This is a genomic window from Streptomyces milbemycinicus, assembly GCF_002154605.1.
GTDB classification, from domain to species: Bacteria; Actinomycetota; Actinomycetes; order Streptomycetales; family Streptomycetaceae; genus Streptomyces; species Streptomyces milbemycinicus.
In genome coordinates this window covers 22,036-43,332 of sequence record NZ_MUNE01000118.1, presented here as the reverse complement: position 1 = coordinate 43,332, position 21,297 = coordinate 22,036, and the positions used below count along the sequence as shown (strand labels likewise).

Genomic DNA, 21,297 nt, shown 5'->3' with positions numbered 1-21,297 from the left:
AACCAGTAGTCGGCGTCGAGCGGGGTGGTCGTCAGCGGCTCGGCGGTGACGGTGGAGTAGAAGGGGATGGTGGGCGCGGTGGGGGCCAGATCGGCGAGTTGCGCGAGGATGGTGTCGCGGATGCGGTCGACGTGCGGGCTGTGGGAGGCGTAGTCCACGTCGATGGTGCGGGTCCGCGCGCCTTCGGCCTCGGCGGCCGCCAGGACGGTGGCGATCTGGTCGGGGGGCCCGGAGACGACGGTGGAGCGGGGGCCGTTGTGGGCGGCGACCGCGACGTCCTCCGCCTGCCGGCCGAGGCTGGTCAGGACGCGGGCGGTGTCCTCGGCGCCGAGGGTGAGGGAGGCCATGGCCCCGTGGCCGGCGAGGGCGCGTAGCGCCTGGCTGCGCAGCGCCACCACCTTGGCGGCGTCGTCGAGGCTGAGCGCCCCGGCCACACAAGCGGCGGCGATCTCGCCCTGGGAGTGGCCGATGACGGCGGCCGGGGTGATGCCGAAGTCCTGCCACAGACCCGCCAGGGACACCATGACGGCCCAGAGGGTCGGCTGGATGACATCCACGCGGTGGGGGTCGGTGGTGGTGTCGGCGGAGCGCAGGACGGCGGTGAGCGACCAGTCGACGTACGGGGCCAGGGCCTGTTCGCAGGCGGCGATCCGGGTGGCGAAGGCGGGGGAGGAGTCCAGCAGCCCGACGGCCATACCGGGCCACTGGGAGCCCTGGCCGGGGAAGACGAAGACCGGGCCCTCCTGCGGGTCGAGGGCGGTGCCGCGGATGAGGTGGGGGTGTTCACCGCCGGTGGCCAGGGCCTCCAGCGCGGCGGTGAGGTCGGCGAGGTCGGTGCCGGTGACCACGGCGCGGTGGTCGAACGTGGCGCGGGTGGTGGCCAGCGACCAGGCCACCTCGGCGGGCGAGGCGTACGGGGTGTCGGTGTCGGCGACGGCCCGGACGAGCCCGCGCGCCTGGTCGGCCAGGGCCTCCCGGGTACGGGCCGAGACCACCCAGGGCGCCACGCCGCCCAGGAGGGCCGGCTCTACGGTGTCCTCCTCCGGTGCGGTGCCCTCAGCCTCAGTCCCAGCCTCAGCCTCCGCCGCCGTGGGCAGGCCCGGCTCCTCCAGGATGATGTGGGCGTTGGTGCCGGAGATGCCGAACGCCGAGACACCCGCCCGGCGCGGCCGGTCGGGGGCCGTCGGCCAGTCGACCGGCTCGGTCAGCAGCCGTACCGTGCCCCGGTCCCAGTCCACATGCGACGTGGGCTCGTCGACGTGCAGGGTGGCGGGCAGCGAGCCGTGGCGCAGGGCCATCACCATCTTGATGACGCCCGCGACCCCGGCGGCGCCCTGCGTATGGCCGATGTTGGACTTGATCGACCCCAGCCACAGCGGACGGTCCTCCGGCCGCTCCTGGCCGTAGGTGGCCAGCAGCGCCTCGGCCTCGATCGGGTCGCCGAGCGTGGTGCCCGTGCCATGGGCCTCCACCGCGTCCACTTCGACCGTGGCCAGCCCGGCGTTGGCCAGCGCCTGGCGGATCACCCGCTGCTGCGAGGGTCCGTTGGGGGCGCTCAGCCCGTTGCTCGCGCCGTCCTGGTTGACGGCCGTACCCCGGATGACGGCGAGCACCTGGCGCCCGTTGCGCTCGGCGTCCGACAGCCGCTCCAGCAGCACCAGGCCCGCGCCCTCGGAGAAGCCCGTGCCGTCGGCCGCCGTGGCGAACGGCTTGCACCGCCCGTCCGGGGACAGGCCGCGCTGCCGGGAGAACTCGACGATCACGTTCGGGGTCGACATGACCGTCACCCCGCCGGCCAGCGCCAGGTCGCATTCGCCCTGCCGCAGCGCCTGGACCGCCAGGTGCATCGCCACCAGCGAGGACGAGCACGCCGTGTCCAGCGTGACCGCCGGGCCCTCCAGACCGAGGGTGAAGGCGATACGGCCGGACACCACGCTGAGCGCGTTGCCCGTCAGCAGGAAGCCCTCGGCGCTCCGCTCGATATGCGGTGTGCCGAAACCGGGCACACCACAGCCCGTGTACACGCCGGTGGGGGTGCCCTTGAGGGCCGTGGGGTCGATATGGGCCCGTTCGAGGAGTTCCCAGGCGGTTTCGAGGAGGAGCCGCTGCTGCGGGTCCATGGCGAGGGCTTCGCGCGGGCTGATGTTGAAGAAGGAGGCGTCGAATTCATCGGCGTCGTGGACGAAGCCGCCGTCCCGGACGTAACTGGTGCCGGAGTGGTCGGGGTCGGGGTGGTAGAGGGAGGTCAGGTCCCAGCCGCGGTTGGTGGGGAAGGGGCCGATGGCGTCGGTGCGGCTGTCGACCAGCTCCCACAGGGTTTCGGGGGAGGTGACACCGCCGGGGTAGCGGCAGGCCATGGAGGTGATGGCGATGGGCTCGTGCTGGCGTTGCTCCGCTTTGCGCAGGCGCGCTCGGGCCTCGCCCAGGTCGACGGTGACCCGCTTGAGGTACTGGCGCAGCTTGTCTTCCGTGGACGACATTGGTCCTCCCCCACTTCTCGTCAGGACGAGCCCAGTTGCTGGTCGATGAGCGCGAACATCTCGTCGTCCGAGGCGGACTCCAGCGCCTCGCCGTCGATGTCCGCCGCACTGGCCGTGCTCCCCTCCAGCCGGGACAGCAGGGCGTGGAGCCGGCCCGCGATCGTCTCGCGGGCCTTCCCGTCCACGTCATGGCTGCCCAAGGTGGACTCCAGCCGGGCCAAGTCGTTCAGGACGGGGGCGAGGTGGTCGACCGCCGCCGCCTCCGTCCGGTCCGCGGGGGCGAGCTTCTGGTCCAGGAAGCGGGCCATGGTCTCCGCGTCGGGATAGTCGAAGACGAGCGCGGCGGGCAGCCGCAGACCGGTCGCGGCCGAGAGCCGGTTGCGCAGCTCGACGGCGGTCAGCGAGTCGAACCCCAGCTCCTTGAACGAGGTGTCCGCGCGGAGCGCCGCGGGGTCGCTGTGGCCGAGCACCGTCGCCGCATGCGTACGTACCAGGTTGACCAGCTCGCGGTGGCGCTCGGCGGCCGAGAGCGCGGCCAGTCGGCCGGCCCAGTCGGTGGACTGTGCGACGGCGGCGGTACGCCGGACCGGCGCTCCCGCGGCGGCGACGGTACGCAGCACCGCGGGCACGGCGTCGGACGGCTGGGCGCCGAGCGTACGCGGATCGAGGTCGAGCGCGAGCGGGGTCGCGCCGCCGTGTCGCCCGGCGGCGTCGAACAGCGCCAGCGCCATCGGGGTGGCCAGCGGGGTGAAGCCGGTGCGGCTCATCCGGGCCAGGTCGGCGTCCGCCAGATGCCCGGTCATCGCGCTGGTGGCCGCCCACAGCCCCCAGGCGATGGAGGTGGCGGGCAGCCCCGCCTGCCGTCGCCGGACGGCGAGTGCGTCACAGTAGGCGTTGGCGGCGGCGTAGTTGGCCTGCCCCGGTGTGCCGAGGGTGCCGGCGGCCGAGGAGAAGATCACGAACATGGCCAGCGGGAGGTCCTTGGTGGCCCGGTGGAGATTGGCCGCGGCCGTCGCCTTCGCCGCCCAGACCGACGCCAGCCGCTCCGGTGTCTGCGCGGTCAGCACCGCGTCGTCCAGCGCCCCCGCGGCGTGGATGACACCGGTGAGCGGATGGTCGCGGTCGACGGTGTCGAGGGCCTGCCGGAGGGCCTGCGGGTCGGCGGTGTCGGTGGCGGTGATGCGGACGGTGGCGCCGAGTTCGGTGAGCCGGGCCGTCAGTTCGGCGGCGCCGGGGGCGTCGGGTCCGCGGCGGCTGAGAAGGTGGAGATGGGTGATGTGGTGGGTGGTGACGAGGTGCTCGGCGACGAGGGCGCCGAGGGTGCCGGTGCCGCCAGTGATCAGGACGGTGCCGTCCGGGCCGAGCGTACGGGGCATGTCCAGGACGTATTTGCCGGTGTGCCTGGCCTGGCTCATCTGCCGCAGCGCCTGCCGGGCCTCGGTCAGCGGCCACGCCCGGACCGGCGGCGGCGCCAGGACACCCTGGGCGAAGTGGCCTGCCAGCGTGGTCAGCATCTCCGCGACCCGGTTCAGACCGGCGTCCGGGACCAAATCGTAGAAGCGGTAGCGGACGCCGGGGTACGTGTCGGCGATCTGCTCGGCGTCGCGCTTGTCGGTCTTGCCCATCTCGATGAAGCGCCCACCGCCTGTCAACAGGCGCAGGGACGCGTCGGTGTACTCGCCCGCAAGGCTGTTGAGGACCACATCGAAGCCGCGGCCGCCGGCGGCGGTGCGGAAGGCGTCCTCGAAGTCCAGGTCGCGGGAGGAGGCGCGGTGGGCCTCGTCGATACCCATCGCCTCCAGCACAGCGTGTTTGCCAGGGCTGGCGGTGGCGTACACCTCGGCGCCCAGGTGGCGGGCGATCTGCACGGCCGCCGTGCCCACACCGCCCGTGGCGGCATGGATGAGGACCGACTCGCCCGCCTTGAGGCCGGCCAGGTCCACCAGCCCGTACCAGGCGGTCAGGAACGTCGTCGGGACGGCCGCGGCCTGCTGGTCCGTCCAGCCCGGCGGGATCGGGACGACGGCGCGGGCGTCGGCGACGGCCACGGGCCCGAAGGCGCCCTCGAACAGCCCGAAGACACGGTCGCCGACGGCCACCGACGTCACATCGTCGGCCACGTCCAGCACCACGCCCGCGCCCTCGCTGCCCCGGAACACCCCCTCGTCCGGATACATCCCGAGCACGATCAGCACATCGCGGAAGTTGATGCCCGCGGCCCGCACCGCGATCCGCACCTGCCCGGGCGCCAGCGGCTCCAGCACCTCGGGGCAGGCCACGACCGACACGCTGTCGATGGTGCCGGTGTCATCGGCCGCCAGCCGCCAGGCAGGCGCACCCGGCGGCGGAGCCAACCCAGCGGCGCCCGCGCACTCAAGACGGGGCGTCAGCACACGGCCATCGCGCACCGCCACCTGCGGCTCGTCCAGGGCCACCGCCCGGGTGACGGCGCCGAGCACATCGTCGGGCCCGGCGCCGTCGTCGATGTCGCACAGCAGGAAACGGCCCGGGTTCTCCGCCTGTGCGCTGCGCAGCAGACCCCACACCGCGGCCGCCGCCGGGTCGGGGCCGTCGTCGGTTTCCGCAGCTGCGACCGCTCCCCGCGTGACCAGCACCAGCCGGGCGTCGGCCAGCTCCGGTGTCTCCAGCCACCGCCGCGCCGGCGCCAGCACACCGGTGGTCACGGCCAACGCGACCTCGGCCGAATCCTCGTCGCCCTCGGCTCCCGCGGCGCCCACGGCGCCGGAAACGCCGACGAGCACTGTCGACGGCAGGGCGGCGGCGGTCAGCAGGGCGTCGATGTCGGCGTAGCGGGGCAGGGATCCGGCCTTTGACGGGTCGAACGGAAGCGGGCCGCCGTCCAGCAGCGCCCACCCCTCTACGCCCCGCGTCTCCGTCTCAGCCTCGGTGTCCGACGACGGCGGCAGGGGCACCCACGCCACCTCGTACAGCCCGTCCACCCGCCGCGCGCCCGCGTCGCGCAACTGCCCTGCGCTGGTGGGGCGTACGACCACGGATTCGGCGCTGAGCACCGGCCGGCCCGCCGCATCGGCCACCACCAGCCGGAAGCCGTGTTCCAGCGGGGACATCCGGACCCGGACCGCGCGAGCGCCGGTGGCCCACAGCGACACACCGCTCCAGGCGAACGGCAGCCGCATCTGCCCGTCCTCCCCCTGCCCGTCCAGAGCCAAGGGGTGCAGGGCCGCGTCGAGCAGCGCGGGGTGCAGGGCGAACCCGTCGGAGCCCTCGTGCGCCGCCTCCGGCAGCACCACCTCGGCGAGCAGGTCGTCACCCTGCCGCCAGGCGGCGGTCAGGCCCCGGAAGGCCGGTCCGTAGCCGTAGCCGATCGCCTCGGCGCGGCCGTAGAAGTCGGCCACGTCGATCTGTTCGGCGTCCCGCGGCGGCCACACTCCGGCCTGAGCCGGGTCCGCGGCGCCCGGGGCGGTCGGGGCGGTCGGGGAGAGGTGTCCGGTGGCGTGGCAGGTCCAGGGCGACCAGCCGTCCTCCGCGTCGGGGCGGGAGTGCACCCGTACCTCGCGGCGGCCGTCCCCGTCCGGCGCGTACGCCACGACCTGGATCCGCAGCCCACCGGACGCGGGCAGCGTCATCGGGACATGGAGCGCCAGCTCCTCGATCCCGCCGCACCCCGCCTCGTCGGCCGCCCGCAGCACCCACTCCACCAGGGCAGTGCCGGGCACCAGGGGAGTGTCGGCGACGACGTGGTCGTCCAGCCAGCCGCCGCTCCCGGCGGCGGGCAGCCGGCCGGTCATCACCAGTCCGCCATCGGCCAGTTCGACCGCGGCGCCGAGCTGGGCGTGCGCCACCGAGATGAGCCCGGCGCTGCGCAGATCGCCCGGCCCGCCGTCCATACCGAGCCAGTACCGGCGGCGCTGGAAGGGGTAGGTGGGCAGGTCGGTGGTGTGCGGCTCGGCCGGATACCAGGGGGCCCAGTCGATGGCCAGACCGGCGGTGTACGCGCGGGCCACGGCTTGGGCGAGCTGGTGGGGCCCGCCCTGGTCGCGGCGGAGGGTGGGGACGGCGGTGGCGGCGGCGTCGGCCGCCTCGAAACCGTCCTGCATCCCGGGGATCAGCACAGGGTGCGGGCTGACCTCGATGAAGTGCCGGTGTCCATGGGCGAGGAGAGTGGCGAGGGTGTCGGCGAAGCGGACCGGGCGGCGGAGGTTGGTGAACCAGTAGTCGGCGTCGAGCCCGACGGTGTCCAGGCGTTCGGCGGTCACCGTCGAGTAGAAGGCGACCTCTGACACGGTGGGCGCGAGGCCGCTCAAGGCGGAGACGATGTCCTCGCGGATGCGGTCGACATGGGGCCCGTGGGAGGCGTAGTCCACATCGATGGTGCGGGTCCGCGCGCCGCGCGCCTCGGCCGCCGCCAGAACGGTGGCGATCTGCTCCACCGCACCGGAGATGACGGTGGTGGCGGGGCCGTTCGCGGCGGCCAGGGTGACGTCGTCGGCCTGCTCGCCCAGCTCCTCCAGGAGCCCGGCGGTGTCGTCGGCGCCGAGGGTGAGGGAGGCCATGGTGCCGTGGCCGGCCAGGGCGCGCAGCGCCTGGCTGCGCAGGGCCACGACCTTGGCGGCGTCGTCGAGGGTGAGGGCTCCCGCCACACAGGCGGCGGCGATCTCGCCCTGGGAGTGTCCGATGACGGCGGCCGGGGCGATGCCCAGGTGTTGCCAGAGGGCGGCCAGGGACACCATGACGGCCCAGAGGGTGGGCTGGACGACATCCACGCGGTGCGGGTCGGTGGTGGTGTCGGCACCGCGCAGTACGGCGGTGAGCGACCAGTCCACGTACGGCGCCAGGGCCCGCTCGCACTCCGCGATCCGGGCCGCGAACACCGGCGAGGTGTCCAGCAGTTCCACGCCCATGCCGCGCCACTGCGACCCCTGGCCCGGGAAGACGAACACCGGGCCCGCGGCCGCGGTGGTCGCGGCTCCCGCCACCACCGCCGGATCGGGCTCGTCGGCGGCCAGCTTCTCCAGACCGGCCAGCAGCGCGTCCCGGTCCTCGGCCACGATCACCGCCCGGTGCTCGAACGCCGACCGGGTGGTCGCCAGCGACCAGCCCACCTCCGCCACCTCGGCCGAGGGGAGCCGCGCCGCCAGGTTCGCGGCCTGGGCGCGCAGCGCCTCGGCCGTACGGGCGGAGAGCACGAACGGCACGATGCCGCCCGCGGCGGCTGACGCGGACTGTTCCGGGAGCGGTTCGGGCTGGTCAGGGGCCTGTTCCAGGATGATGTGGGCGTTGGTGCCGGAGATGCCGAAAGAGGAGACCGCGGCGCGGCGGGGCCGGTCGGCCTCCGGCCAGTCGGTGGCCTCGGTGAGGAGCCGGACGCTTCCGCTCGCCCAGTCCACATGCGGGCTCGGCTCGTCCACGTGCAGGGTGGCGGGCAGCCGGCCGTGGCGCAGGGCCATGACCATCTTGATGATGCCCGCGGCCCCGGCGGCGGCCTGGGTGTGGCCGATGTTCGACTTGATGGACCCCAGCCACAGGGGCTGTCCGGCGGGGCGGTTCCGGCCGTACGTGGCCAGCAGGGCCTGGGCCTCGATGGGGTCGCCCAGCGTCGTGCCTGTGCCATGGGCCTCCACCACATCGACCCCGGCGGGATCCACCCCCGCCACGGCCAGGGCCTGGCCGATCACCCGTTGCTGGGACGGCCCGTTGGGCGCGGTCAGCCCGTTGCTCGCACCGTCCTGGTTGACCGCCGAACCCCGCAGGACCGCGAGCACCCGGTGCCCGTTGCGGCGCGCGTCCGACAGCCGCTCCAGCACCAGCAGCCCGGCGCCCTCACTCCACCCGGTGCCGTCGGCGGCGGCCGCGAACGGCTTGCACCGCCCGTCCGGCGCCAGCCCGCGCTGGCGCGAGAACTCGATGAACGTGTTCGGTGTGGCCATCACCGTCACACCGCCCGCCAGGGCGAGGTCGCATTCCCCCTGTCGCAGCGCCTGCGCGGCCAGGTGCATCGCCACCAGCGACGACGAACACGCCGTGTCCACGGTCAGCGTCGGCCCCTCCAGGCCGAAGGTGTAGGCCACCCGGCCGGACGCGACGCTCGGCGTGGACCCGGTCATGATCTGGCCCTCGTACCCCTCCGGGATCCGGCCCAGGAACCGCGCGCCGTAGTCGTCGTACATGATGCCGGTGACCACCGCCGTACGGCTGCCGCGCAGCGCCGCCGGATCGATACGGGCGTGCTCGAACGCCTGCCATGCCGTCTCCAGCAACAGCCGCTGCTGCGGATCGGTGGCCAGTGCCTCCCGGGGGCTGATCCCGAAGAACTCCGCGTCGAACAGGGCCGCTTCGGGCAGGAAGCCACCCTCCCTGGTGTAGCTCTTGCCCGTGCGCTCGGGGTCCGGGTCGTACAGCCCGGCCACATCCCAGCCACGGTCCTCGGGGAACGGCCCAATCGCGTCCACCCCGTCGGCCACCAGCCGCCACAGCTCGTCCGGGGAGTGCACATCGCCCGGGTAGTGGCAGGCCATGCCGACGATCACGACGGGGTCGTCTGCGCTCCCGGACCGGGCCGGGGCCCCGGCCCCCGGCGACAGCGGCGTGGTGGCCGCGGTGGCCGCGGTGGCGCCGAGCAGTTCGGTGCGCAGATGGCTGACCAGGGTCTCGGGGGTCGGGTAGTCGAATATGGCGGTGGCCGGGAGGCGGACACCCGTCGCCTCATGGATCGCGTTGCGCAGCTCCAGCGCGGTCAGCGAGTCGAGGCCGAGCTGCGCGAACGTCCGGCCCAGTTCGAGGGTTTCGGGCTCCGGATGCGCCAGGACGGCGGCGATCCGGTCGCGTATCAGCTCCCCGATCACCCGGTCCTGCTCGGTCTCCGGCAGCCCGGCGAGCCGCCCGGCCCAGGAGGGGGACGCCGCCACTGCCGCGGCGGTACGGACGGGCAGGCGTACGAGGCGGCGCAGCAGCGGAGGCAGCGCGCCGGTGGCAGCCTGTTCGCGCAGCACGGCGAGGTCGAACCTGGCCGGGACCAGTACGGGCAGCGCGGTGGCCAGCGCCGCGTCGAACCGGGCCAGGCCCGCCTCCCCGGACATCGCGGCGGTGCCCGAACGCGCCATCCGGGCCCGGTCCGCGGTGGCGAGGTGTTCCGTCATCCCCTCGTCCACCCCCCACAGGCCCCAGGCCAGCGAGGTGGCCGGGCCGCCCGCGGCGCGGATGTGCTCGGCGAGGGCGTTGAGGAACGCGTTCGCCGCGCCGTAGTTGCCCTGCCCACCGCTGCCGAGCACGGAGGCGGCGGACGAGAACAGGACGAACGAGGCGAGGTCCGCGCCCCGGGTCAGCCGGTGCAGCTGCCAGGCCGCGTCCACCTTCGGCGCCAGGACGGCGTCGAGCTGTTCGGGCGTCAGCGAGGTGACCACGCCGTCGTCGAGCACGCCCGCGGTGTGCACGACCGCGGTCAGCGGGTGTTCGCCGGGGACGGTGGCGAGCAGGGCGGCCAGCGCCTCGGGGTCGGCGGTGTCGCAGCTCTCGATCCGTACGTCGGCCGCGAGCCCGGCCGCGAACGCCTCGATGCCCTCGGCGGCCGCCCCGCTCCGGCTCACCAGCAGCAGATGCCGGGCGCCGTGATTTTCGACGAGGTGGCGGGCGAGCAGCCGGCCGAGCGACCCGGTGCCGCCGGTCACCAGCACGGTGCCGTCGGGGTCGAGCAACACCGGCGCCGCGTCGGGGTCGGGGTGTGCCAGGACCAGCCGGGGCACCAGCGCGCGCCCGTCGCGCAGCGCCAGCTGCCACTCACCGGCGGCCACGGCGGCAGCCACCGCCGCCGCCAGCGCGTCCCGGGACGCCGAGGTGCCATCGGTGTCCACCAGCACGATCCGCCCCGGGTGTTCGGCCTGGGCGGCGCGCAGCAGGCCCAGCACCGCCGCGCCCGCCAGATCGGGCGGCGCGTCGGCCGGGTCGGCGGCGACGGCTCCGGCGGTGAGGACTACTAGTCGGCTGGTGGCGAGGGCGTCGTCCGTCAGCCACTCCCGCAGCCGCGCGAGGACGCGGTGGGTGGCGGTGCGCACCCGGGAGGGCGGCTCGTCGCCGTCGTCGGACGTGTCGTAGGGGGCGCCGAGACAGGCCATGACGACCAGATCGGGCGCGGGGGCCCCGGCGGCGACCGACGCGCTCAGCGCGGCGAGGTCGGGGTGGCGCGCGACGTGTTCCGCAGGCAGCGAGGCCGTGGCGGCGTCCGTGGCGTTCGTGTCATCGGCGGCGGGTACGGCCCAGCGGTCCGGCGCCGTTGTCGCGGCGGCGGGCAGCGCGAAGGCATCCCAGCCCAGCCGGTACAGCGGCCGGTCCGCCGGGACCGCCCCGGACCGCCACCGCTGCGCCGAAACGGCGCGCAGCGTGAGCGAGTCGACGGCCACGACCTCGGCGCCGGTGTCGTCGGACAGCCGCATGGTCACGGTGTCAGGACCGGTCGGCGTGATCCGGACCCGCAGCCGGGACGCGCCGCGCGCGAGGAGCCGTACGCCGCCGAAGGAGAACGGCAGCCGGACCGTGCCCGGCGCGCCGCCCGCCTGGTCCACGCCGGTGAACAGTGCGCCGATCGGGTGCAGGGCGGCGTCCAGGAGCGCGGGGTGGATGGCGTACGCCCCGCCGTCGCCCCGCTGGCCGGGGGCGAGACCCACCTCGGCGAACATCTCCTCGCCGACCCGCCACGCGGTGCGCAACCCCGTGAACGCCGGTCCGTACCGGTAGCCCTCGGCGGCCAGCCGCTCGTACAGCCCGGCCACGTCGATGGCCTCCGCCCCGGCGGGCGGCCACTGTGCCGGTGGCGCCGCGGGCTCGGGGACACCGGTCGCCGCGCCGGTCGCCGTGGCGCTCAGCGTGGCGGTGGCATGCCGGCGCCACGGGCCGTACGCGCCGGATGGGCCGTCGCCCGGCTCGTCCGCGACACCCGGGTCCTCCGAACCCTCCGAACCGCCGCCGGACGGACGCGAGTAGACGGTGACGGCCCGTCGGCCGGCCGCGCCGGGGGCCCCGACGGCCACCTGGAGGTCCACCGCACCCACCGGGGGCAGCAGCAGCGGCGCCTCCAGGGTGAGATCGTCGATCAGGTCGCAGCCGACCCGTTCCCCGGCCTGGAGGGCGAGTTCCACGAAGAGCGTGCCGGGCAGCGGCACCGCGTCCACGATGGCGTGGTCGGCCAGCCAGGGCTGGCCGCGCAGCGACAGCCGGCCGGTCAGCAGCAGCCCGCCGTCCGCCGGTTCGAGCGCGGCGCGCAGCAGCGGATGGTCGCTCGCCTCGAGCCCCGCGGCCCGTACGTCCGCCTCCGCCTGCGGGGCGTCCCGCCAGTACCGGCGGCGGTCGAAACGGTAGGTGGGCAGGTCGGTGGCCTGGGTGGCGGGCGGGAAGGCGGCGGAGAAGTCGACGCTCTCGCCGTCCACATGGAGCTGGGCGAGCGCGGTCAGCAGCGTACGGGGCTCGTCGCGGCCCTTGCGCAACACCGTGGCGAGCACCGGCGCGCCGGGGCCGGAGGACGTACCGGCATCCTGAGCCGATTCCCCGGCGGCCACCTCCGGGGCCGCCTCCGAGGTCAGGCAGTCGCGCGCCATGGCGGTGAGCACGGCGTCCGGGCCGAGCTCCAGGAAGCGGGTGACACCCTCCGCGCGCAGCGCGGCGATACCGTCGCGGAACCGCACCGGCTGCCGCGCATGCCGCACCCAGTAGTCGGGGTCGCACAGCTGCTCGGCCCCGGCCAGCGCGCCGGTGACGTTCGAGACGACGGCGATCCGGGGCTGGGAGTACGTCAGCGAGGCGGCGACCTGCCGGAACTCCTCCAGCATCGGGTCGATCCGCGGCGAGTGGAAGGCGTGGCCGACCCGCAGCCGCCTGGTCCGGTGTCCGCGCTCCCGGATCGTACGGGCGATCTCCTCGACCGCCTCCTCGTCCCCCGATACCACCACCGACGTCGGCGCGTTCACGGCCGCCAGCGCCACCTGGTCCGCCCGCCCGGCGAGCAGCGGCGCCACCTCCTCCTCGGCGGCCTCCAGCGCGACCATCGCGCCACCCTCGGGCAGCGCCTGCATCAGCCGCCCCCGGGCGGCTACCAGCCGCGCCGCGTCCGGCAGTGACAGCACTCCGGCGATATGCGCCGCGACCAGTTCGCCGACCGAGTGTCCCGCCAGATAGCCGGGGACCACACCGAACGACTCGACCAGCCGGTACAGGGCGACCTCGACCGCGAACAGCGCGGCCTGGGTCACCTCCGTCGCGTCCAGCGCGCTCGCCCTGTCCGCATCTCCGTCTCCGTCTGCGTCGGCCGGTGCGAACACCAACTCCCGCAGCGACCGTCCCAGATGGGGGTCAAGCGCCGCACACGCCTCGTCGAACGCGGCGGCGAACGCCGGATAGGCCCGGTACAGCTGGGCGCCCATGCCGGGGCGCTGGCTGCCCTGCCCGGTGAAGAGAAACGCGCTGCCACCGAGCCGTGCCGGGGCGGACGCCCGCGTCACATCGGGGTGGGTCCGCCCCTCGGCGAGGTCGGCGAGCCGGGCGGACAACTCCTCGCGGTCCGCGCCCAGCACAACCGCGCGGTGGTCGAGCGGCGACCGTGTGGTGGCCAGCGACCAGCCGATGGCGTCGACCAGGGTGCCCGGGTGCGCGGCCATGTGCTCGGCGAGCGCCGCGGCCTGAGTGCGCAGCGACGCCGCGCCCCGCGCGGAGACCACCCACGGCACGACGGTGCCCTCCGGCCGCTGAGGCGTGTCCGCGGTGTCCGCGGTGTCCGCGGTGTCCTCTGGGACCGGCTGTGGCGGGGCCTCCTCGAGGATCAGATGCGCGTTGGTCCCGCTGATACCGAAGGACGAGACGCCGGCCCGGCGCCGCCGGTCCCCGGCCGGCCACGCCACCGGCTCGGCCAGCAGCCGTACCGCGCCACCGTCCCAGTCGACCACGGACGTGGGCCGGTCGGCGTGCAGCAGGGCGGGCAGCGAGGCGTTCCGCAGCGCCATCACCATCTTGATCACGCCGGCCACGCCCGCCGCGCCCTGTGTGTGCCCGAGGTTCGGCTTGATCGCGCCCAGCCACAGCGGCCGGCCCTCGGGCCGCTCCTGACCGTAGGTGGCCAGCAGCGCCTGGGCTTCGATCGGGTCGCCGAGCGTGGTGCCCGTACCATGCGCCTCGACCGCGTCCACATCCGCCGGGGAGAGCCGGGCGCCGGCCAGCGCCTGCCGGATGACGCGCTGCTGCGCCAGGCCGTTGGGCGCGGTCAGCCCGTTGCTCGCACCGTCCTGGTTGATCGCCGAGCCGCGCATCACGGCCAGCACCTGGTGTCCGTTGCGCTGGGCGTCCGACAGCCGCTCCAGCACCAGCAGCCCCGCGCCCTCGGCGAACGCCGTGCCGTCGGCCCCCTCGGAGAATGCCTTGCACCGGCTGTCCGCCGCCAGGCCGCGCTGCCGGGCGAACTCCGTGAACACGTAAGGCGTCGTCATGACCGTCACACCGCCCGCCAGCGCGAGCTCGCACTCGCCCTGCCGCAGCGCCTGCGCGGCCAGGTGCATCGCCACCAGCGACGACGAACACGCCGTGTCCACCGTGACCGCGGGCCCCTCCAGGCCCAGGGTGTACGCCACCCGGCCGGACAGCACGCTCGGTGCGTTGCCGGTGACCAGATAGCCCTCCGCGGCCCGGTCGATATGCGGGGTGCCGAAGCCGGGCAGGGCGGTGCCCGCGTATACGCCGACCGGCGCGCCCTTGAGCGACCCGGGCGCGATGCCCGCCCGCTCCAGCGCCTCCCAGGCCACTTCGAGCAGCAGCCGCTGCTGTGGGTCGACCACCGCCGCCTCGCGGGGGCTGATGCCGAAGAACTCAGGGTCGAACAGGTCGGCGTCGTGCAGGAATCCACCCTCGCGGGCGTAGCTGGTGCCCGGGTGGTCGGGGTCCGGGTGGAACAGCCGCTCCAGGTCCCAGCCGCGGTTGTCCGGAAACGCGGTCATCGCGTGCCGGCGCGCGGCGACGAGGTCCCACAGAGCCTCGGGGGAGGCGACGTCGCCGGGGTAGCGGCAGGCCATCGCCACGATGGCCACCGGTTCCCGCTGTCCGTCCTCCACCTCGCGCAGCCGCGCCCGCGTGTCGTGCAGATCTGCGGCGACCCGCTTGAGGTAATCGACCAGCCGCTCTTCGTTCGTCTCAGTGGTCACAGCGCCCCCCGCTCATTGCACTCCGAGTTCCTTGTCGATGAAGTCGAGGACCTGGTCGGTCGTCGCGGCTTCGAGCCGTTCGGCCGCGGTGCCGCCGTTCCGGCTCGGGGCGTGGGCCGTCTTCCAGGTGGCCAGCAGCGACTCCAGACGCGCGGTCACCGCGCCCGGGTCGGCCCCTCCGTTCACACCGGACGAGGCCAGTGCTGCCAGGGTCTCCTCCAGGCCGGTGAGTCGGCTGAGCACGGGCGCGTAGAGGTCCGGCGCCGTCGCCGATGCCCCCTCCTCGGGGGCCAGTTCGGTGCGCAGACGCTCGGCCAGCGCCACGGGCTCCGGGTAGTCGAAGATGACCGTGGCGGGCAGCCGCAGCCCGGTGGCGGCGGTGACGCGGTTGCGCAGCTCGACCGCGGTCAGCGAGTCGAATCCGAGCTCCTTGAACGCCGCGTCGGCCGGTACGGCCTCGGGGTCGGCGTGGCCGAGCACGGTGGCGGCGTGCCTGCGTACCAGGTCGGTGAGCAGGCGCCGCTGTTCGGCCGGGGCGAGCGCGCCCAACCGGGCAGCCCAGTCCCCGGGCTCCTCGGCCGCCGCCGCGGTCGGCCGCGCCGCCGCGCCGCCGGAGCGGGCGCCCGCCGCCTGGGCGTCGGCCGCCAGGGCGCGCAGTGGCGCGGGCAGGGCCGCGACGGGCTGTGCGGCCAGCGCCCGGGTGTCCAGGTTCAGCGCGAGCAGCGCAGGACGCCCGTGCCCGAGCGCCGCGTCGAACAGATCGTGTCCCTGCTCGGTGCTGTTCGGGACGATGCCCTGGCGGGCGATCCGCGCCACATCGGCCTCGGTCAGCCCTCCGGTGAGCCCGCTCGCGGCGGACCACAGGCCCCAGCTCACCGATACGCCCGGCAGACCCTCGGCGTGCCGCCGCTCGACCAGGGCGTCGCAGTACGCGTTGGCGGCCGCGTAGTTGGCCTGCCCCGCGGTGCCGAGGGTCGACGCGAACGACGAGAACAGTACGAACATGCCCAGCGGCAGCCCGGCGGTCGCGTCGTGCAGACGGGCCGCCGCCGCGGCCTTGGCGGACCAGGCCGCCACCAGGCGTTCGTCGTCCTGCGAGGGCAGCATCGCGTCGGCCACCACGCCCGCCGCGTGGACGACACCGGTGAGCGGATGCGCCGGGTCGACGCCCGCGACCGCCTCGCCCAGGGCGGTGGCGTCCCCGACGTCCACCGCGGCCACCCGCACCCGCGCGCCCAGCTCGGTGAGCCGGGCCATCAGCTCCTCGGCGCCCGGGGCGTCCGGGCCGCGCCGGCTGAGCAGCAGCAGATGGCGCACCCCGCGCGAGCGCACCAGGTGTTCGGCGATCAGACCGCCGAGGGTGCCGGTGCCGCCCGTGATCAGCACCGTGCCGTCCGGGTCGGGGGCGGGATCGATGTCCAGCACCAGCTTCCCGGTGTGCCGGGCCTGGCTGAGCTGCCGCAGCGCCTGCTTGGCCTGGCCGAGCCGCCACCCGGTGACGGGCAGGGGCGTGAACGCGCCGTCGGCGAACCGCTCGCCCAGGGCGGCCAGCAGCTGCCCGATGCGCTCCGGGCCGGCGTCCGCTATCAGATCGAACGCCCGGTACGCCACGGAGTGCTCGCGCGCGACCTGATCCGGATCGCGTACGTCCGTCTTGCCCATCTCGATCAGCCGCCCGCCGGGCGCGAGAAGCCTCAGCGAGGCGTCCGTGAACTCCCCGGCCAAGCTGTTGAGGACGACATCGACGCCCCGGCCGCCGGTCGCCGACGAGAACGCCGCCTCGAACCCCAGATCCCGCGAGGACGCGCGGTGGGCGACGTCCACGCCCATGGCCTCCAGCACCGGGTGTTTCGCCGGGCTCGCCGTCGCGAACACCTCGGCGCCCAGGTGCCGGGCGACCTGGACGGCGGCCATGCCCACGCCACCGGCCGCACCGTGGATCACCACGGTCTCGCCGGAGCGCAGCCCGCCCAGCTCCACCAGGCCGTACCACGCGGTCAGGAAGGCCACCGGGGCCGCCGCGGCCTCCCGGAAACTCCAGCCGCCCGGCACCGGGGCGACCATCCGGGCGTCCGCCACCGCCACCGGGCCGAACGCGTCGTTGAACAGGCCCATCACACGGTCGCCGACGGCGACCCCGGCCACCCCCTCGGACACTTCGAGCACGACCCCCGCGCCCTCGCTGCCGATCGATGCCGAGGCGTCCGGGTACATGTCCAGGGCGATCAGCGCATCGCGGAAGTTGAGCCCCGCGGCGCGTACGGCGATCCGCACCTGGCCGGGCGCGAGGGGCGCGGAGGCCCGGGGGCTGGGCACCGCCGTGAGATCGTCGGGGCCGGTCTTGCCGGCCGCCACATGCCAGGCCCGCTCGCCCGCCGGGGCCGCCAGCTCCGGTTCGGCGTCCACCCGGGCCATCCGGGGCACCAACGCGCGCCCGCCACGCAGCGCGAGCTGCGGTTCGTCCGTACGGACCGCCTCCCGCAACGCGTCCTGGTCGGTGTCGGCGTCGGTGTCGGTGTCGATCAGGAGGAAACGCCCCGGGTGTTCCGTCTGGGCGCTGCGCATCAGCCCCCACACCGCGGCGGCCGAGGGGTCCACCCGCTCCTGGCCGTCGTCCCCGGTCCGTATCGCCGACCGGGTGACCAGGGCAAGCCGCGCACCGTCGGCCCCGCTCCCGGCCAGCCACTCCTGAGCCAGCGTCAGCATCCGGCGGGCGGTGGCCAAGCCGGTGTCCGCCCCCGCCGGGTCGTTGCCCGTCCGCACCGAAGCGATGACGACATCCGGTGCGGGGGCGCCGTCGGCCACGGCGCGGAACAGCGCGTCGAGGTCGGGGTAACGGTCGGCATCGAGCAGGTCCGGGGCGTCGTCGCCCAGCACCGCGAGCGTCGCGGGCGCCGTCCCGCCCGCCGTAGCGGACAGCGGCGGCACCCATTCGACGGCGAACAGCCCGTGCGACCCCCGCACCCGGCTCGACGCGCGCAACTGCCGGACGCCCGTCTCGCGGAGCGCGACCGCGTCCGCGGTCAGTACGGGGGCGCCCGTGGCATCGGCCAGCAGCACCCGCAGCCCCTCCGGCCGCGGCGACAGCCGGACGCGGAGCCGGGTGGCGCCACCCGCCCACAGCCGCACCCCGCTCCAGGTGAACGGGAGCAGCACCGTCCCGGACGCCGTGTCCGCGCCCGTCGCGGCAGCGCATTGACGGAGCTGACCGGCCAGCAGTACGGGCTGCATCGCCGCGTCGAGCAGGGCGGGATGGATACCGAAGCCACCCGCCTGCTCCGCCGCCTCCTTGGGCAGCACCACCTCCGCCAGCGTGTCCTCGCCGTCGTGCCATACGTTCGTCAGGCCCCGGAAGAACGCGCCGTAGCCGTAACCCGCCGCCTCGGCCCGCTCGTAGAAGCCGTCGATCGCCGCGGGCCGCGCACTCGGCGGCGGCCACGCCCCGCCCGGACCGGACGGCGGAACCGGCCCGGCCGTGCCGGGGAGCAGCGTGCCCGAGACATGGCAGACCCATGCGTCCGGCGCGCCCGAGTCCTCCTCGGGCCGGGAGTAGACCCGCACCGGACGGCGTCCGTCGCCCTCGGCCGCGTCCACGACCACCTGGATCACCAGCCCGCCGGATGCGGGAAGCGCCACCGGGACCTGGAGCGCCAGCTCCTCGACACCACCGCAGCCGGCCTCGTCGGCCGCCCGCAGCACCCATTCGACCAGCACCGCGCCGGGCAGCAACGGCAGGTCAGCGACCAGGTGTTCGGCCAGCCAGCCGCCCCGCGCCGCCTCCGGCAGCCGCCCGGTGAGCACCAGGCTTCCGTCGGCCAGACGTACGGACACCGGGAGCAGCGCGTGTCCGACCGCGGTGAGTCCGGCGCCCGCGACATCGCCAGGACCGGACCCGCCACCGGCCGGCAGCCAGTACCGCTCCCGCTGGAAGGCGTACGCCGGCAGTGGTACGGCCGCGGGTGCGGGCCCATCGGCGTACCAGCTCGCCCAGTCCACCGCCACGCCCGCGACATGCGCCTCGGCCAGCGCCCGGCACAGCCGCTCGGGGCCGCCCTCGTCCCGGCGGAGCGTGCCGATCGCCACGGCCGGTCGGCCCGCCGCCTCGAAGCACTCCTGAAGGCCGAGCAGCAGCACGGGATGCGCGCTGACCTCGATGAACACCCGGTAATCGGCGTCGAGCAGCGCCTGGACCGCCTCGGCGAACCGCACCGGCTGCCGCAGATTGGTGAACCAGTAGCCGGCGTCGAGACCGGAGGCGTCCATACGGGCGCCGGTCACGGTCGAGTAGAAGGCGGTGTCCGTGGCGGCGCCGGACACCCCGGCGAGTACGTCGGCCAACTCGTCGGCGATACGGTCCACTTGAGGGCCGTGCGAGGCGTAATCCACGTCGATCGCGCGGGCCCGCAGCCCGTCGGCGCGCACGGCGGCCACCAGCTTCTCGACCTGCTCGGGCGGCCCGGACACCACCGTGGACGACGGGCCGTTGACCGCCGCGACCGCCACGTCCGGCGCGTGTACGGCGGTCAGCCGCTCCGCCGCCTCGACGCCGCAGCCCAGCGAGGCCATGGCGCCGTGTCCGGCCAGCGTCCGCAGCGCCCGCGCCCGCAGCGCCACCACGCGGGCGCCGTCCTCCAGCGTCATCGCGCCCGCGACACACGCCGCCGCGATCTCTCCCTGTGAGTGGCCCACCACGGCCGACGGCCGTACGCCGTGCGCCTCCCACACCGCGGCCAGCGACACCATGACCGCCCACAGCACCGGCTGCACCACATCGACCCGGCCGATGTCGGCCGCGCCCTGCGCGCCGCGCAGCACATCGGTCAGCGACCAGTCGACATACGCGGCCAGGGCCCGTTCGCAGGCGGCGATACGCGCCGCGAAGACGGGGGAGGAGTCCAGCAGTTCCACGCCCATGCCCAGCCACTGCGACCCCTGCCCGGGGAACACCATGACCGGGCCCGCGCCCACGTCCGCCGCCACCCCGCGCACCACCGCGGGGCCCGGCTCGTCGGCCGCGAGACCTTCGAGCGCGGCGAGAAGGTCCGACCGGTCGCGGCCGATTACGACGGCCCGGTGCTCGAACGCCGTGCGGCGCATCGCCAGCGACCAGCCCACGTCGGCGACCCCACCGGTCGCCGCCCCGTTCGCCGTTACGCCGTCCGCCGTCAGGAAGGTGCCCAGCCGCGCGGCCTGGTCCCGCAGCGCCGCGTCGGTACGCCCCGAAACGGGCCAGGGGACCACGCCGTGGAACGTGTGGCCGTCCCTTTGCCGAGCATCCTGCTGAGCGCCGGCGTCCGGGGCCTGTTCGAGGATCACATGCGCATTGGTGCCGGACACCCCGAACGACGACACCGCCGCCCGGCGCGGCCGGTCGGCCACCGGCCAGTCGTACGGGTCCGTCAGCAGCCGTACCGTGCCCGCGCTCCAGTCCACGTGGCGGGTCGGCTCGTCGATGTGCAGGGTCCTGGCCAGCTTGCCGTCCCGCAGCGCCATCACGGTGTTGATCGCGCCCGCGACCCCGGCCGCGGCGTGCGTATGGCCGATGTTCGACTTGATCGAGCCGAGGTACAGCGGCCGGTCCGCCGGGCGGTCCGCCCCGTACGTGGCGATCAGCGCCTCCGCCTCGATGGGGTCGCCCAGCCGGGTGCCCGTCCCGTGCGCCTCGACCATGTCCACATCCGCGCCGGACAGCCCGGCCCTCGCCAACGCGTCCCGGATCACATTCTCCTGGGCGACGTCGTTGGGCGCGGTCAGCCCGTTGCTCGCGCCGTCCTGGTTGATGGCCGAGCCCCGCAGGACGGCCAGGACCTCGTGGCCGTTGCGCCGCGCGTCGGACAGCCGCTCCAGCAGCAGGAGTCCGGCCCCCTCCGAGAAGCCGGTGCCGTCCGCGGCGGCGGCGAACGGCTTGCACCGGGCGTCGGGCGTCAGCGCCCGCTGGCGGCAGAACTCGGTGAACATCAGCGGCGTGGACAGCACCGTGACACCGCCCGCCAGTGCGAGGGAACACTCGCCCTGCCGCAGGGCCTGCCCCGCCAGATGGATGGCCACCATCGACGACGAACACGCGGTGTCCACGGTGACCGCGGGGCCCTCGAAGCCGAAGGTGTACGCGACGCGGCCGGAGATGACGCTGGTGAGGCTGCCCGTGGTGGCGTAGCCCTCGAAGCCCTCCGGGATTTGCGGCAGCCCGGAGATGTAGTCCTCGCTGGACACCCCCACGTACACGCCGGTCCGGCTGGCGCGCAGCGCGCCCGGCACCACCCCGGCGGACTCCAGCGCCTCCCACGACAGCTCGAGGAGCAGCCGCTGCTGCGGGTCCATCGCCAGCGCCTCGCGCGGGCTGATCCCGAAGAACCCCGCGTCGAACCGGTCGACGTCGTACAGGAAGCCGCCCTGGCTCACATAGCTGGTGCCGAAGTGCGCCGGGTCCGGGTGGAACAGACCGTCCAGGTCCCAGCCGCGGTCGGTGGGGAAGTCGCCGATCGCGTCGCCGCCCGACAGGACGAGCCGGCGCAGGTCCTCGGGGGACCGCACCCCGCCGGGGAAACGGCAGGCCATGCCGACCACCGCGACCGGCTCCTGCTCGCCCTCCTCCAGCTCCCGCAGCCGGGTCCTGGCGTCATGCAGCTCGGTGGTGACCCGGCGCAGGTACTCGACCAGTTTCT

General features: G+C 74.9%; 3 protein-coding genes. All 3 read right to left on the bottom strand.

What is annotated here, in order from left to right; translation table 11 throughout:
- On the bottom strand, window positions 1-2,480 hold a 2,480-nt coding region (locus CCN51_RS10455), incomplete at its 3' end, for a type I polyketide synthase (RefSeq protein ID WP_143675767.1).
- 20 nt (window positions 2,481-2,500) lie between these two features.
- Window positions 2,501-14,632, bottom strand: a complete 12,132-nt coding sequence (locus tag CCN51_RS10450) for a type I polyketide synthase (protein ID WP_086859476.1) — start codon at window positions 14,630-14,632, stop codon at window positions 2,501-2,503.
- Window positions 14,633-14,644: 12 nt separating this feature from the next.
- Window positions 14,645-21,280, bottom strand: a complete 6,636-nt coding sequence (locus CCN51_RS10445) for a type I polyketide synthase (protein ID WP_425444754.1) — start codon at window positions 21,278-21,280, stop codon at window positions 14,645-14,647.
- Window positions 21,281-21,297 lie beyond the last annotated feature (17 nt).